Below are 15,533 nucleotides of genomic sequence, written 5' to 3'. Positions count from 1 at the left end.
GAGATATATCACATGAAACATTCCATCCCATTCCTCTATGTCGAGACAATATTTCTTACAGCTAGGCCAAGGGGGTAGGCATATGATGTCCAAATAAAAACAGCCGGCTCCGTCAGGAACCAGCTGTTGCCTCTTTTTTTTGGGAAACCAATTCTACCTGCTATTTAAAAGTTCCTTCAATGTCTGCAGGTCATATGTGGAAACCAATTGTTCCAAGTGGGTATCCAGCCACTCTTCATCCTGATCCCACCATTTCAGTTCCAGCAGCAGCTCAATCGTTTTGTCGTCAAAGCGCTTTTTGATCGGCTTGGCTGGATTGCCACCAACAATGACATAAGGCTCGATGTTCCGTGTTACCGTCGAATTGGACGCAACGATGGCACCGTCTCCGACCGTGATACCAGGCATGATCGTTACATTTTGCCCAAGCCATACGTCGTTACCCAGTACGGTATCGCCCTTAAATGGCAGCTGATCCAGAGTGGGCGTTACTCTCTCCCATTCTCCACCGAAAATATTGAAAGGATAGGTCGTCATGCCTTCCATTCGGTGGTTTGCACCATTCATAATAAAAGTCACACCTTCTGCAATCGCACAAAACTTGCCGATCACCAGGCGATCCCCAAGAAAATCATAATGATGCAAAATCCGGTCATAGAAATGTTCAGGCGGATTACTATTGTCGCTATAGTAAGTATAGTCACCGATGTCCACATTGGGGCGAGGCGGCAAATTTTGAATATAACAAACGGTGCGAATATTCTCGTTGGGGAAAAGTTTTGTTTTATCAGGAGCCATACGTATTCCTCCTTTTTCCACCATTGTAACAGATATTAGATCTTAAACGGGCTGAGCGATGTCTGAAGCTCTGAGGAAACATCGGACAGCACAGCCGCAGAGGCTTTGATCTGTTCCACTGACTTCAACTGTTCATGAACAGATCCGGCAGCCTGCTGCGAATTGGCACTGGCCGTCTGCGCATGGCGTGCAATCTCGTGCACGGAAGCGACGATCTGTTCCACGCCGGCAGACATCTCCTCACTTGTCGCTGCCATGTCCTCAATTTCTGTTGCGATCCTTAAGTTTGTGTCCCGGATCAGGCTGAAGTTTTGTTCCGTTTCACGAGTCAAGCGCAGCCCCTCCTGCACTTCATCCTTCACGCGAGACATGGCTGATAGGGACAGCAGCATGTCCTGCTCCATGGCTTTGACCAGTTCTTCAATGCGGCTAGAAGAGTCTCCGGCCTGTTCAGCCAGTTTGCGAACCTCGGTAGACACCACGGCAAAGCCTCTGCCATGCTCCCCTGCTCTTGCAGCTTCAATGGATGCATTAAGAGCAAGAAGATTGGTTTGATTCGCAATCTCGTGAATGGTGGTAACCATCTGGCTAATCTGCGCAGACTTCACTTCCAGCGTACGAATGACTTCATCCGTTGTTGTAACGGAAGATTCGATCGTCGACATCTGCTGAACCGTCAGCTGCACCGCTTCCCCTCCGGTTTCCGCCTGCCTGCGGGAGTACAGGGCAGATTCCGAGATGCTGGAGGCCTTGTCTGCCATCCGCTGCACTCCAATGGCCACCTCTTCCATGGCCTGCAGGTTCTCTTCGGTACTGATGGTCTGGCTCTCTGCCCCTCTGGCGACCTGTTCCACCGACGAAGCAATCTGTTCCGATTCCCGTGCCGTCCGTTCCGCAATGGTCAAGAGTATGCCGGTCGAATGCTTAGCCTTCTCCCCCGCTTGAAGACCACCCTGAATAATCAGTTGCAAGCTGCTTCTCATCTCGTTATACCCGGCACCCAGCATGCCAATTTCATCTTGGACGTGATCAACAACCGGCTCAGTGAAGTCCCCCGTGCCTGCACGTTTGATCGCCATAGACACCCGTTCGATTCTTAATTTTACTCTGCGAACATACAGAATAATGGCTGTAATTGCTACTCCCATCGCAAGCAGGAATACAATCAGAAAAGTCTTCAGAAATGAAGAGATAATGACATCAATCAGTGATTGAGATGCCCCCACATAGAGAATTCCGATGATTTCCCCGGCTGCATCCTTAATCGGTTGATATGCTGTCTGTACATTCTGTCCAACGACAACGGCTTCACCGTAGAATTTCTCTCCCTGCTGCAAAACAGCCTGAGCTACCTGTTCCGATACTTTCGTCCCGACAGCACGCTCTCCATCCATCATTACATTGGTTGCCACGCGCTCTTCCCCGCGAAAAATGGTGACGGTATCTCCCGATGCCTCACCGATCTCATCCACTAGTTCGAAGTTGCTCTCCATTGCTGTCTCACCTTTGTAAAGCTCGCCATCCTTGATGGCCCAGTCGCCGGGGTGTTTGTATGTAATGATTCGATCCGCCATCTCCAAATCCCGCTTCGCCTTTTCCGTTGCAAATGTCGTAATTCCCTGTCTCATTTCCAGAATTACACTTACCGCTACGGCTGAGGAAAACACGATAAATATGCTGATAACGATCAAACTGATTTTGGTACCGATGCTCATGCTTCGCATGTGTTGAGCCACCCATTTCCCTGTATGATTGAGGTGATACCGAAGCGAATTTCGAATCGATTTCGATTATCACATATAGAGTTATCGGTAGGCACATTCACATTATTTATAAGTTTTCAGTGATATTTATCACAATTTTTCATTGAAAAAACCAAAACATTTCCGTGTTTTCCGTAATCGTGTATGAATGTCCTTCTGTCTGGAAATTTTGATGTCCTGAATAGATCAATCAGATATGTCTGGATTCATATATTCATATTCACTAGAAGAATACAAAGCCGGTTTTGAATAGGGATCACTGAACATAACACATGGAAAAAAGGAACCAAAAAAGAGACCCGATGTGCTTATCGAGTCCCTTTTTCCATTCTAAACTATTTGGATGTAAGACTTACTTGTGCTGCCGCTTGGTCCCAATCGACAGTCAGTCCCAATCCTTCAGAGATGAAGCGTACAGGGACCAGTGTACGGCTGTTTTGGATAATGGCTGGTGCATCGATATCAAGCGTCTCCCCATTAACCGTTGCCGTGCTGCTTCCAATTTGTAGTACGAGTGTCTGGTCGTTCAGAACAGCAGTTACCGTCTTCGCTGTTTTGTCCCAAGTCACCTCTGCACCCAGCGCTTCAAGAATGGCATTGACTGGTACCATCACCCGGCCGCTCTGCTCCAGCGGATCCTGATCCGGGAACGAAATCGTTTGGCCATCCAGGGTAACGGAAATGGTCTTATCTGTTGTTCCCGTTTCAGTAGAAGTTTCTGAGCCAGCATCTTCCGTAGTCTCAGGCAGCGGTGTCACTTCGCGTCCGAGCTGCTCTTGCAAGTTCGCAAGTCGGTTCAGGGCAAATGTCGTCAGCGATCCTGCCGCCATCGAACCCATACCTCCGCCACCGCCAAAGTTACCGCCGGGACGTGTCTGCGTATTTCCTGTGCTCGCGGCTGCATCTGTTGCTTCTGTTCCGCTGGTGCCATCTGGCTGTGAAGGTGGTGTCGTTCCATCTGGAGGCGTCATTCCTTCAAAACCTTCCGGAGGTGTCATTCCCTCCATGCCCTCTGGCGGAGTCATGCCTTCGAACCCTTCTGGTGGCGTTCCACCCATACCGCCTGCTGCATCAGCATTTGCAGAGTAAGCGATGTTGGATTCGAACTGTTCGGTTGTGTAGAATTTGGTTGGATCTGCTTCTACATAAGGACGGATGACATCAGCAAGTTCTGTAATACGGTCTTGGATACCTTCCAGGTAATCCGTCAACTCGTTGACATAGTTCAAGTATTTTTCCTTATACTCCGGCACGGCAAGCAGGTTGTTAATCATTGGTACATTTTCCATGCTTATGCCGAGTACAGGCTCGTCCACGGATACGTTCGTTGCGTTGGTATTGGTCGTAGTTGATCCGGTTGTCGTTGTTCCACGTCCGCCTCCACCCGAATATCCATTGAAGGACATGTTAAAGTCCCAAGGCACAACCGTGAACTTGCCATCGGCATCGCTGTAGAGCATGTAGTTGTGCCCTTTGTCACCGTTATAGCTGTCATAGTTGCCGAAGACCATGTTCCCCGCGATATATTGAAGTGCGGAATCAACGTCGAGCACGCTCTCGATATCACCTTTTTCTCCTTCAGGCATGTCATTCAGCGTTTTGATGAAGCTTTTGAGTTTGGTTTTATTCTCGTCCGTACCCAAATCTTCCGTGAGTGTGCTATAGTCGCTGCCCTCTTCATATTGAAGATAACTTCTCTCGTCAGTATCATAGAGAACACCGTCTTCGTAATCTTCACCGTAGTTGCGCTCCAGGTAGCTATCATCCACCGCTTCAACACCTGTATAGAAACCAACCAATTCGCCGTTAACATACAGGTTGACGTAGTTCGTCATCGGTACATCCATACCAATACTACGCAGCGCTTCATAGTGAAGAACTTCACGCATATACGATGGATCTGCGTAGTTGTTGTTCAATACCATTTTGTCGAGACCCAGCAGGGTTTGCGTTTTGTCGTATTTATCAAACTTCAGTCTGAAGCTGTAACGGTCCGAATCTTCCATGGATGCCACGGACTTCAGTGTCAGATTGCCTTTGGTGGAGAAACCGACATTATCCAGCTTGTTGCCATCCACTTCCACGCTGACCTTCTTATAGTCCTTATCCAGCGGACTTTCAAGCATGCTCTCCCAATCCGCATCATCAATTGTAACGTTGATATCAATGACATTATCCGTCTGGAATAATGATTCGTATGCTTGTGTAACGCCTGTGCTGGTCGTTGCAGCTGTATCCTCTGCGGCATACGCTGCGTTAGGGCTAACGATCAGGCCGAACGACGACGTCACCATCGTCACGGATAGTGCCGTTACGGCAAATTTTTGTAGTAAATTATTCAAATGATAAATCCTCCTTCTTGGTTTCTGTTAAGCACCTGAGGCTTATAGGAACCATCGTAGAGGACAAACCTTTAATGAATCTTAAATGTGTTCGATGTTATATCGTCTAATGGGCGGGTGATCCTATTTGGACCCCCAGATCGATTGATTGTTGGAACCGATTAACGAGAAGGTCATGACTTCATTATGACTGGCCGACTCATTTTTCTGTTTGAAGAATATGCCCTTGTAGGTCGCCCCGTTAATCACCATCGTGCAGTAATACGTACCAGCAGTATTGGACCACGTACCAGTTACTGCACCGGTTATCGTACCATTGGAATTCAGCGTCACGCTTTGGGTAGGCAGCATGCCTACACCGCTGATGGAAGCATCCAGTCCCATGTTGACGAACTGATACGTTCCCGCCATGTCGCTTGAGCTATAACCAGTGGAAGAGATACTGCTTCCCAAAAATTCGTATACGGCCGTCACCGGCCATTTGTCAGCGTTCAGGAATTGCTGATGCGCACGAACCTCATGATACTCCGTTCCATTATTGAACCGGGTGTGATAGATCAAATACCTTGCTCCGTCCGTATCTACAAAAGCGGAGTTATGCCCTCCTGATTTGTAACCGAGCGGTATGCCAGAGAATGCATAATTACCAAACAGCTTGATGCCTCGAGTCGACTGGTCGACTGAAGCGGAGGCATATACGGCCTGATTGCCCGCAGCATCGGTGTAAGTTCCATCAATGGTCGTAGAACGGTATAAGCGCATATGGTAACCACCTTCATTGGCCAACCCGCCGTAAGTTACATACAAGTAGTAATACCCTGCATCCTTATCATAAACGATATAGGGAGCTTCTCCTGTTTTGCCGTAACCTCCGGCAATGCGCTTGCCGAAATAACGATCGGTATTGCCGTTATCCGATCCCGGATAGATGGGCTGTCCGGTGTCCGGATTGATTTGCAGAATATAAATCCCTCCTGACCAGGATCCGTAGCTCATCCACAACTTTCCGGAACTGTCGTAAGTTAAGGTAGGATCGATGGCATTCGGGAACAGGGTATTGTTAAAACCTCCATTGCTCAAGAACCAACCGCTCCGCGTGCCGGACAGACTTCCTTTATCGATCAGCTCAGGAATGTTGGTGTGCTGATACCACGTATTTACGGTTTTGGCTCCAAGTGAGGACGTGGTCGTAATTGGATTGCTTCCACTTGTGAATCCAGAGTAGATGATCGTATCGATGTATTCGTAAGGCCCCTTCACAGATTTGGACACGCCGAATCCGATAGCTGAGCGGATATAGGTGGAAGAAGTGGAGTAATACAGCATATAGGCTCCCTTGGAACCGTCCGCCCATGTGTATGAAGCATTGTAGATCGGCGATGCAGGCGCCCATACCGCATGACCACCAGAACTGTCTTGGTCATTATAGCCAGCCCACGCATAGGAGACAGCCAAGGCGGATGTCAATGCAGCTCCCGAGCTGCGAGATGCATTTCCGGTACCGCCTGCCTTGACCAGCTCCCATTTCTGCATCTCTCCGCCCCAGTAGTTCCACTGCTGTATATTGGCGCCAGCCGTCGTGCTGCCAGCTGCCACATCCAGTGCACTAGTATATCCGGATGCCTTGGTTAAGAAAGCAACGGAACCATCCGCATTTTGCTGGATCCGGAACAACTGCATCGTACCGCCCCAATAGGCCCACTGCTCAATGAGAGCTCCATCGGCAGCCGAGCCGCTATTCACGTCGACAGCACTTTTATAGGCTGAGTTGGCAGTAAGGAGATAGTAGTCCCCGTTGCCGTAATGCATAATTCTGAACTTCTGTGCGTCGGAACCGTTATAGGACCACTGCCGAATACCTGTCCCATCGGCAGATGAGCCATCGGTGACATCCAGGTATAGGTTGCTGTTTTTATTTTTGATGTAATAGTACCCTTCGAAGGTAGAGGGGGCGTACAAGGTACTATTGGCATACCCCTGCGTTCCCTCGTAAGACCAGTTTCGGAGATCCGTGCTGCTGGCCTGAGCCAGATGAGATCCGTAAATGTAGTATTTGTTTGTGGACGAATCATAATAAATGGAAGGGTCATGTACAGACACCCGGGTTGTATTCGAAGTTGTTGATGAACTTGCGGCCCCCAATGCATTTCCACTGCCAACGCTGACAGCCAAAAGTACAAATATGAGCATCATCGTGGTCAGCTTATTCCATAACTTGTATACACGTTGCATGTTTGAATCAATCTCCCTTCATAATAGGTAGCTTATATCGCGAATTAACAATGATGTTTCTCTGTATATCCAATCAGTAAAGCGCTTTCATATTTATGATAAAAAATAAATTCTCTCTCTTTTGCAATCCATCTTTAATGGAACATACTTTTGTTACTTTATGAATGGATATATTAACCTCCTCTCATAATGATAAGCCGTATAGCGATTCTGGATTCGAACACTATACCCCACCTCATAATAAATGCATTTCCTTGTCGAAGTAAGGGGATTACTGTCGTTATGGAAAATAAATATATATATTAATAAATTTGTAATTATGTAATCTTTGATCACACCCTTACAAATGAAAGCTCCACTCTTGAACTGCTCATCCGCACGTTACTCGGCTCAAAATAGATATATCCATTACTGATATCTGGAGTCCATTGAATCATGTATTTACAGAGAATATATGTTACTATTTTCCAGAGTAAGGAGGGTTACCATGTATAAAAGATTCGTTTTACTTGTATCCGCCGCTTTCCTATTAACAAGCTGCAGTGAGCCCGGTGCACCTGCCGAGAACACTCAATTGATCGAGCAGAATGCCGAAATGACCCAAACCATCAAGGAACTCAGAGAAGAGAACACTCGCCTACAGGAAAGCGTAAATGACGAGGAAACCAGGATAAACCTGAGAGAAACCCTGAATATGACGTTTAAACTCATGGCTGCCATGGAATCAGAAGATACCGCATATATCGAGTCCGTATCTTCTCCCAATGTGGAGATTGCCGCTAGCAGAAATGCATTGGTAGTTCAGCATGGAGATTCTTCTTATGAAGCAAATTTCATCAAGAGTATACCTTGGGATGAGTTCGAGTTCAGAGGTTATGATCAAAAGGATTCAGACCACTTCATGCTTTTTATTGCCCGAATTATGACTACAAAAGGTTCGGAGGGAACGATCGAGTACGAGTTTTCCTTCGTGCGTTCACCCGAAGGGGAATGGTTATTTGACGGGTACATCTCTTAAAATGAACTCATAAAAAAAGTGGTGCTCCATGTTTAATGGAGCACCACTTTCATTTCGATTTAAGAATCTACTTCCACCCGCTGAAGAAAGGTTCGGGTGCGATTCAGCTTGGGGTTTCCGAAAATTTGCTCCGGCGGGCCCTCTTCGGCGATTTCACCGTTATCCATGAAGAAAACCCGGTCCGCAACATCACGAGCGAAGCTCATCTCGTGGGTAACGATCATCATCGTCATATTCTCCTGTGCGAGATCCTTGATCACTCGCAGCACTTCTCCAGTCAACTCGGGATCAAGTGCTGAAGTCGGCTCATCAAATAGCAGGATGTCTGGCTGCATCATCAATGCGCGGGCAATCGCCACGCGCTGTTTCTGTCCACCGGACAGATTGGCCGGATAGGCATCCGCCTTGTCGGACAGCCCTACTTTACCGAGCAATTCCAGGCTTCGCTGGCGGATGATTGCCGTGCTTTCTTTTTTCAACGTCTTCGGTGCCAGTTCCAGATTGGCTTGTACAGTCAGATGCGGGAACAGATTAAAGTGCTGAAACACCATCCCCATCCGATCCGTGATTTTGCGGATCTCCGCAGTCCCCGCATAACGGCCATTGCCAACCAGCGTCTGATCTTGAATGCGAATTGTTCCACCCGAGATATCCTCCAGATGAATCAGGCTGCGCAGCATCGTACTCTTGCCCGAGCCCGAAGGGCCAATCACGGCAATGACTTCACCGGGTGTCACATTGAAGGTTACCTGTTTCAGTACATCAAGTGTGCCGAATGATTTTCTTAACTGATTCACTTCTATAATATGTGTCATATGCAGACAGTCCTTTGATTAATCAGATTTAATTTATTCAAATGAAAACCGCTTCTCCAGCGCCTTGAACAGCAGTGTGAGCACCAGTGTCATGAGCAGATACATGATCGCTGCGACAAAAAATGGGATTAGCTGCAAATCCCGGTTGACCGCGGCTTGGGCGTAGTAGAGCAATTCAGGAACCGCGACCGCATAGAGCAGAGCCGTATCCTTAATCAGCGTAATGGACTCATTTGCCGTTGCAGGCAATACGACCCGGATCATCTGTGGAATAATGACTTTGGTCATTGTCTGCCACTTGGTTAAGCCGAGAACCTGTGCAGCTTCATGCTGCCCTTTGTCGATGGAGAGCAAACCGCCTCTGAAGATTTCGGCAAAGTACGCCGCATAGTTCAGAATAAATGCAATCGCCGCTGCAACGAAACGATCGAACACCAGATACTCTCCAATCACAGGAAGCAACGGAAGACCGAAGCAGAAGAATAGTACCTGCAGCAGCAGTGGTGTTCCCCGCATGACATAGACGTACGTATGTGCAATCCATGCCAGTGGTTTAATTTGGCTTCTCATCGCCAGGGTAACCACGAATCCAAGCGGTACGGACAGCACGATGGCGAGCAAGAACATAAAGATGGTTGTCTGCGCTCCCTCAAGCATAGGCTTCAAAATAGTAGATATATAATCCCAACTCATGATTTTTTGTCTCCTCTAATCTGTTAACCCCGCACTCCAATGGAGTCGATGCTCCAAGAGGAATACGGGGTCATATTGTTCTGATCGTATGTCAGGCGCTAACCTGTCTATTTCAACACCTTGTCTTCACCCAACCACTTGGTTGAGATCTCGGCAGCTGTTCCGTCTGCATTCAGTTCATCCAGTGCTTTTTGCAGCTGATCGAGCAATTCCTCGTTGCCTTTTTTGATACCAATACCATATTGCTCCGGTGCAAGGGATTCATCCAGCAATTTGAAAGTTCCCTCTTCCTTCGACATGTAATATCTTGCCACCACTTCATCAATGATAACCGCATCCAGACGTTTCGTCTTCAGATCCGTCAGTGCAAGAACGTTATCCTTGAATTCGGAAGCATTCACTTTATCCTTCAGAGGACTGGCTGCGAGTGCATCGGCCGCTGAGGACAGAGCCTGCAATCCCACATTTTTGCCATCCAGCTCATCCAGCTTCGTAATTGGGGAATCGGCCAGTGTAATCGCAACCTGACTATTTTCCAAATACGGCTTCGTGAACAGCACTTTTTCCTTGCGCTCGTCCGTAATCGTGTACCCGTTCCAGATCATGTCAATCCGGCCGCTGTTCAGCTCTGATTCTTTGGAAGACCAGTCGATCGGCTGAAATGTGACTTCTTTACCCATTTTCTCCGCTGCAGCTCTGGCGTAATCAATATCGAAGCCTACAATTTCATTTTGTTCATCCCGGAACCCCATTGGAGCGAACTTGTCATCAATCCCCACAATAATGGAGTTGTCGTCCTTGCTTCCCGAGCTGGAACAACCTGCTACAACGATCATGCATATGCTGATGAATAATAGTAATATCGCTTTTTTTCTCATCTCTAGAACCCCTCCATGTCTGTAACCAAAACCCAAACGCTTTAGTTCGTTACCACGTTATCAGAGACTTATAATAACATAGCATGGGAGAAGAGTCGAGTGTCTTGCCTATTTCCTAAGTTTTCATGCAGCTCAATTGTCAACAATTTGTGAAAACGCCTCTTGGACTTTTGCTGGTTTCTCCAGCTTCGAACGTACCACGGAATCCCATTGGACAGGGTCCTGAAGTAGTGTCAATTCCGTACCTGCCCATTGCTGCGCTGCTTCACGGCTTAATGCATGGCTGGTATCCTCGAACTGATATACAACCTGCTTGAGATTATCAATCAGCACAAAATTGGCAGTCGCATTATATACGAGTATTTGCTCAAGATCTTCCGCCTCCATCTCACTCGTATCCAGGCTGTAGTTGACTTGAGCCGTGAATGTTTCCGGGTACAGTTGGTACCCGTTCAATTGATCATGTAAAGGCAATGCCTGATTCAAATGACTGAGATTGGAGAAATCCCCCATGTATGGACTTTGATATTTCTGCAATGCGGCAAAGTCATGAGTCATTGGATACTGCTGCTCCGCTTCGTACTCCGCTTGTTCGGCTTTCAATTTCGGATTAACCATACCTTCTACAATAATGAAGCCAATGACGCCAATCGCAACGAGAGCTATAATCCATTTATTCTTTATCGTCATACCACATCACCCACCTCATACTTGCTAACGATCCGATATGCTCTGTGCACGACTAGAGGAATAATAACGCTTAATAAGGGAATGGCAAACGCAATTGCGATTACAGCAAACTGGTACGGTCCTTCTACCTGAATCGGTCTGCTATACCATAGGTTGCTGCCAAAGCGTACTGCAGCCTGTGTTCCCCATAACACCAAGATGAAGCCAGCCCATATCCACCATAATCTTCTCGCCCACTGCATTAAAAGTGGCGTACGAATAACCGTGATGTCCTCCCTGTCCTGATGATTATTTTTGTTCTTCAACATATAAAATACATACGTTCCACCAACAAATAGGCTGACAATCATGAGCAAGTTGTTTAATACATTCCCTTCCACAAGTATCCTCATTGGAATCGTAATAATCCAGGCAATCAAACTGTAGATCAGAGCTGACTGTAAAACAGCCGTCCAATAAGGAACCCGCTGCACCTGGTGGTTACCGGTAAAGATATCATCTAAGCCGGCTACATGCTCAATTGCGTTCTGAAACGCCTGATCCTCATTCATTCCCTGTTCAACATAATCTTCAATTCTAGCCGTAAGGTTGCTCTGAATCTCTTCTTTTAATTCCCGATTGGCCTGGGTGTCCGGTGCCTGTTCAAAAAGACGATTCACATGGCGCGTAATACGAGCTTCCATTGTCATATTCCTTCATCTCCTCCTTGAGCGGAAATAATCATACAGTCGATAAGCGATTTGGCTGCTTGCCAAGCTTGGACCTGCTGCTTATAAATTTCACGTCCATCCAGGGTAATCCGGTAATATTTACGCCGTCCTCCCTGTGTCTCTCCCCCCCAATAGGATTCAACATAACCACCCTTCTCTAGACGTTTCAGACTGGAATACAGCGTAGGTTCCTTGAGTTCAAACCGCTCTCCACTCTTCCGGTAGATCTCCTTGATAATGCTGTATCCATAGTTATCCTCCGGTATAAGTACACTTAGAATAATGGGGTCAATGTTACCCCGAATTAAATCACTGTTAATGGCTTGCTCATCCATCTGCCCCACTCACCGACTTTCTTCTTTCCTGTGTATACTATAAGACATATTACTATGTGTGTAAAGGTAATATGTGTTGTGATGTAAATACTCATTCTTCTGAGCAACATTCCTCCCCTGCTTTTCGTATGGAATATATTGGGGAGGTGTTTGAGATTAACTTCATTAATTCAGCGAGAGTGTGGACTACCTTTATCCTGCTTGGATCTGTGCTCCTATTGTCCGGGTGCAATACTAACCAATACAACATGAAGTTTCCTCAGGGGATACTTCATTTGCTTTTGCCGTTCATCTCGTGGAGAAAAAATAAAAAAACAAGGCCCCTCCAACACATTGGAGTGGGCCTTGTCATGGTTCACATTCGACTTATCTTCTGATCAGATGAATCTTACGATTATTGCTGCACTTTCTCGCGGTCTTTCCCCTTATCGGACTCACCCGCATTTTTGTTCGCTGCATCACGATCCTGCTGCATCTCTTCGATCGTTTTCACCTTGAGACGTGCTGCACCTTCATATTCCTTCGTAGGAATAAGATCACCGGCAGCAAGTCTGGCTTCTGCGGCTGCAATGGCTTCACCATATTGCGGCAGCCACTGCGCCTGAGCAACCAGCATTTCGTCAACCATTTGCCAAATTTCTTTTGGATTACATACGGCACCAACAAGCGGATCCATCATGAATGCTTGACGAAGCAGCTTGTCATCTCCGTGTACAGCCGCTTCAACCGCAAGCCGTTGCACCGAAATACTCACATTACATACCGCAGCTGGACCCAGTGGAAGATCACCGACATGCGGCATCGAGATGCCGTTGCGATCCACATATCCTGGTGCTTCAATAATTGCATCATTCGGGAGGTTGGAGATCACGCCGTTATTAATGGTATTAAAGTGACCGCGATATACACGTCCCGTTTCCAGACTTTCTATAATGTATGAACCATGTTCTCCGCCACGTTTTTCCGGAACAAATTGCATCGGTTCATCCTTCATCCAATTGGGGAAATCCGTCTCGAACCAGTTTCTACCCTCTGTACACACGCGTAAATACCCGCCCGTCTCTCCGTTAATCCAGTTGCCCAGATCAATCCAGTCCTGAATCTCTTCTGGACGTTTGCGGTACCATGGCACATATTCGCTAAGGTGCCCGTTCGATTCCGTGCTGTAGTAACCGAAGCGGCGCAGCATATCGATCCGGACTTTCTCGGTACGACTGTACTCCGGATGTTTTTCAAAAGCTTCAAGCAAATCACCTGTAAGGTCTTTGCCTTCGTGAGATGCCTTGATGTACCAGGTCTGATGGTTGATACCCGCGCACACAATATCCACTTCATTCATCTTCAATCCGAATGCTTCCGCAATTTGGTGATGTCCATGCTGCACACCGTGACACAATCCGATGGTACGTACGCCGCCATATTTATTGCAAGCCCATGTTAGCATGGCCATTGGATTGGAGTAATTCAGGAGCAGCACGTCCGGTGCACCCTGTTCGCGAATATCCTTGCAGATGTCCAGCATTTCGGCAATTCCGCGCTGCCCATACATAATGCCTCCCGCACACAACGTATCGCCGACACATTGATCCACCCCATATTTGAGTGGAATATCCACATCGGTTGCGAATGCCTCCAGCCCTCCAACACGAATTGTACACAGTACATACTTCGCGTCCTTAAGCGCCTCTTTTCGGTCTGTGGTAGGCTGAATCTGAATATTGAGTCCGTTCTCACGAATATCCCGCTGGCATAGCTCTGTCACCATGTCCAGATTCTGCTGATTAATATCGCAGAACGCAATCTCTATGTTGTTAAACTCCGGTACCGTCAACAAATCCCGCAGCAAACCCCTTGTAAAACCGATACTTCCTGCCCCGATAAATGCCACTTTAAACGACATTCGCATGTCCTCCCGTAATCCGAAATGATTCGTTTCGGTTAATGACCTCACTTCATGAGATCATTGTATCAACGGAAAATGAGGAAGCGTTATCAAAATCATGACCTGTTCCAGATCAGGTTGTCAAAAATCCTAACTTCTATTATCAAATGCATACTTCTCCCTTGGCTAAAAATAACACAATCCACTCATTCCTCTGGTGGATACTGGCTGACATGTCTCTCCATCATGGACCGATATTCAACCGGAGTCCAGCTTGTATATTTTTTGAATAACATGTGGAAATACTGACGACTTCCCACGCCCACGTACTCCGAAATTTCCGAGATTGGGATATTGGTCTGCTGCAGGAGCATCTTGGCCTTCTCCATTCGAAGCATCGTAAGATAGTCGGTTGGGGTCCGCTGGGTGTGCTGACGAAAAATGCGATGCAGATAGCCGGGATGCAAATTGACCGCTGCCGCGATATCCTTCATCTGAATGCTGCGATCCATGTTGTGATGCATGAACTCAATGGTTCGTATAACATATAGCTCCGTCTGGTCCGGCGCACTCCGGCTCATCTCCCCACGCAGCCGCGCAACCCGGACCAGCAGCTGGATAAACAGTGTACGCACCAGCGTTCCCTGTTCCGGTGACTTGAGATTCCTGGCTTCGCGATGATGTGACCGTTCATCAGAAGGAATGATTCGCACCTGGATAGCAGACCCGCCGTGATCCATGAGGCCACGTTGATCCAGCTCCAGTACGAGGCTTTTCATAATGTGGTATACCTCTTCCGGGTCAGGCAGTACCATGTAAGGCGAACTCTGCGTTAAAAAGGTCTCGACTTCCTCTTCTTCGTGAGCCAGCTGGCGTATGGAGGGTTGTCCCGGCGCCGAGCCGGCAAATCCAAACTCCACATTTAACATCCGGCAAGGAACACCATCCTCAACCAGCAAACGGTGCGGCACATTGGCATCCAGCAGAATAAACTGTCCCTTTTTCAATACAGCCTGCTCCGAACCCCCATCCGGCTTCTGCACATCCACCCTGCACATCCCCGAAATGATATACATAATCTCAGTCGAATCATGATTGTGGTAGGCCATGCTGTAGTTGTCCCATTGCTTATAATAGTACGCATAGAATCGCGGCCCACAGTCCTCCGTTCGCAGCTCCTCCTGAAACAGGCTTCCCGTAAAGCGTTTCGTGCTCATGTCCATACCTCCATTGATGCAGCGATCCTCACTTTTCCCCATTGTAGCAATTCTGCAAGGTGGTTTTAAACTCCATTACTTCAAATAGATTTGCTTATTGTGATTAGATAATTATATAATTAGCTAACCATCTAATTGATTACACACCTATTTCCCATCA

At 47.3% G+C, this 15,533-nt stretch carries 13 protein-coding genes; 1 reads left to right on the top strand and 12 read right to left on the bottom strand.

The genetic code is table 11. The annotated features are described in order from the left end of the window. Positions 1–153 precede the first annotated feature (153 nt). The 4 genes from MH144_RS17550 to MH144_RS17535 all read right to left on the bottom strand — a co-directional run bounded on the left by MH144_RS17550 (position 154) and on the right by MH144_RS17535 (position 7,135). Positions 154–798 (bottom strand): Vat family streptogramin A O-acetyltransferase, encoded by a 645-nt coding sequence (locus tag MH144_RS17550; protein ID WP_239302570.1) that lies wholly within the window; start codon positions 796–798, stop codon positions 154–156. A 35-nt stretch (positions 799–833) separates the two neighbouring features. Beyond that, entirely contained in the window at positions 834–2,522 is a 1,689-nt protein-coding gene (locus MH144_RS17545; protein WP_239302569.1) for a methyl-accepting chemotaxis protein, read from the bottom strand. A 374-nt stretch (positions 2,523–2,896) separates the two neighbouring features. Continuing rightward, complete coding sequence (locus tag MH144_RS17540; protein ID WP_239302568.1) at positions 2,897–4,903, bottom strand: CotH kinase family protein; 2,007 nt, start codon at positions 4,901–4,903, stop codon at positions 2,897–2,899. A gap of 123 nt (positions 4,904–5,026) precedes the next feature. Beyond that, positions 5,027–7,135: an RICIN domain-containing protein gene (locus MH144_RS17535; RefSeq protein ID WP_275440162.1), complete on the bottom strand. Its 2,109-nt coding sequence runs from the start codon at positions 7,133–7,135 to the stop codon at positions 5,027–5,029. 487 nt (positions 7,136–7,622) lie between these two features. Between MH144_RS17535 and MH144_RS17530 the strand changes: the two genes are divergently transcribed. Continuing rightward, a complete protein-coding gene (locus MH144_RS17530; RefSeq protein WP_239302567.1) occupies positions 7,623–8,153 on the top strand; it encodes a hypothetical protein in 531 nt (176 codons plus the stop codon). Positions 8,154–8,212: 59 nt separating this feature from the next. On the opposite strand, the gene MH144_RS17525 is transcribed toward MH144_RS17530, so the two are convergent. The 8 genes from MH144_RS17525 to MH144_RS17490 all read right to left on the bottom strand — a co-directional run bounded on the left by MH144_RS17525 (position 8,213) and on the right by MH144_RS17490 (position 15,373). Continuing rightward, on the bottom strand, positions 8,213–8,968 hold the full coding sequence (locus MH144_RS17525) for an amino acid ABC transporter ATP-binding protein (protein ID WP_275440161.1): 756 nt from the start codon (positions 8,966–8,968) through the stop codon (positions 8,213–8,215). A 33-nt stretch (positions 8,969–9,001) separates the two neighbouring features. Further along, entirely contained in the window at positions 9,002–9,661 is a 660-nt protein-coding gene (locus MH144_RS17520) for an amino acid ABC transporter permease (protein WP_239302566.1), read from the bottom strand. 107 nt (positions 9,662–9,768) lie between these two features. Then, positions 9,769–10,539, bottom strand: a complete 771-nt coding sequence (locus MH144_RS17515) for an amino acid ABC transporter substrate-binding protein (RefSeq protein WP_239302565.1) — start codon at positions 10,537–10,539, stop codon at positions 9,769–9,771. A gap of 132 nt (positions 10,540–10,671) precedes the next feature. Beyond that, a complete protein-coding gene (locus MH144_RS17510; RefSeq protein ID WP_239302564.1) occupies positions 10,672–11,229 on the bottom strand; it encodes a DUF4825 domain-containing protein in 558 nt (185 codons plus the stop codon). Further along, positions 11,226–11,918: a permease prefix domain 1-containing protein gene (locus MH144_RS17505; RefSeq protein ID WP_239302563.1), complete on the bottom strand. Its 693-nt coding sequence runs from the start codon at positions 11,916–11,918 to the stop codon at positions 11,226–11,228. The genes MH144_RS17510 and MH144_RS17505 overlap by 4 nt, the downstream gene beginning before the upstream one ends. After that, positions 11,915–12,274 (bottom strand): PadR family transcriptional regulator, encoded by a 360-nt coding sequence (locus MH144_RS17500; protein WP_239302562.1) that lies wholly within the window; start codon positions 12,272–12,274, stop codon positions 11,915–11,917. Before MH144_RS17500 ends, MH144_RS17505 begins: the two co-directional genes overlap by 4 nt. Positions 12,275–12,668: 394 nt before the next feature. Then, positions 12,669–14,174 carry an alpha-glucosidase/alpha-galactosidase gene (gene melA, locus MH144_RS17495; RefSeq protein WP_239302561.1) on the bottom strand — a complete coding sequence of 502 codons (1,506 nt, stop codon included), beginning with the start codon at positions 14,172–14,174 and terminating at the stop codon, positions 12,669–12,671. A gap of 188 nt (positions 14,175–14,362) precedes the next feature. Continuing rightward, positions 14,363–15,373 carry an AraC family transcriptional regulator gene (locus tag MH144_RS17490; RefSeq protein WP_239302560.1) on the bottom strand — a complete coding sequence of 337 codons (1,011 nt, stop codon included), beginning with the start codon at positions 15,371–15,373 and terminating at the stop codon, positions 14,363–14,365. Positions 15,374–15,533: the final 160 nt, after the last annotated feature.

It is taken from the genome of Paenibacillus sp. ACRRY (assembly GCF_022346995.1).
Lineage (GTDB): Bacteria > Bacillota > Bacilli > Paenibacillales > Paenibacillaceae > Paenibacillus.
The sequence above is the reverse complement of the archived record's forward strand: the minus strand, read 5'-3'. Positions and strand labels throughout refer to the sequence as shown.

Excerpts from the sequence above, each read along its gene's own strand:
- MH144_RS17550 (WP_239302570.1), bottom strand. The coding sequence starts at position 798 with ATGGCTCCTGATAAAACAAAACTTTTCCCCAACGAGAATATTCGCACC.
- MH144_RS17545 (WP_239302569.1), bottom strand. The coding sequence starts at position 2,522 with ATGCGAAGCATGAGCATCGGTACCAAAATCAGTTTGATCGTTATCAGC.
- MH144_RS17535 (WP_275440162.1), bottom strand. The coding sequence starts at position 7,135 with ATGCAACGTGTATACAAGTTATGGAATAAGCTGACCACGATGATGCTC.
- MH144_RS17530 (WP_239302567.1), top strand. The coding sequence starts at position 7,623 with ATGTATAAAAGATTCGTTTTACTTGTATCCGCCGCTTTCCTATTAACA.
- MH144_RS17525 (WP_275440161.1), bottom strand. The coding sequence starts at position 8,968 with ATGACACATATTATAGAAGTGAATCAGTTAAGAAAATCATTCGGCACA.
- MH144_RS17520 (WP_239302566.1), bottom strand. The coding sequence starts at position 9,661 with ATGAGTTGGGATTATATATCTACTATTTTGAAGCCTATGCTTGAGGGA.
- MH144_RS17515 (WP_239302565.1), bottom strand. The coding sequence starts at position 10,539 with ATGAGAAAAAAAGCGATATTACTATTATTCATCAGCATATGCATGATC.
- MH144_RS17510 (WP_239302564.1), bottom strand. The coding sequence starts at position 11,229 with ATGACGATAAAGAATAAATGGATTATAGCTCTCGTTGCGATTGGCGTC.
- MH144_RS17505 (WP_239302563.1), bottom strand. The coding sequence starts at position 11,918 with ATGACAATGGAAGCTCGTATTACGCGCCATGTGAATCGTCTTTTTGAA.
- MH144_RS17500 (WP_239302562.1), bottom strand. The coding sequence starts at position 12,274 with ATGGATGAGCAAGCCATTAACAGTGATTTAATTCGGGGTAACATTGAC.
- melA (WP_239302561.1), bottom strand. The coding sequence starts at position 14,174 with ATGTCGTTTAAAGTGGCATTTATCGGGGCAGGAAGTATCGGTTTTACA.
- MH144_RS17490 (WP_239302560.1), bottom strand. The coding sequence starts at position 15,373 with ATGAGCACGAAACGCTTTACGGGAAGCCTGTTTCAGGAGGAGCTGCGA.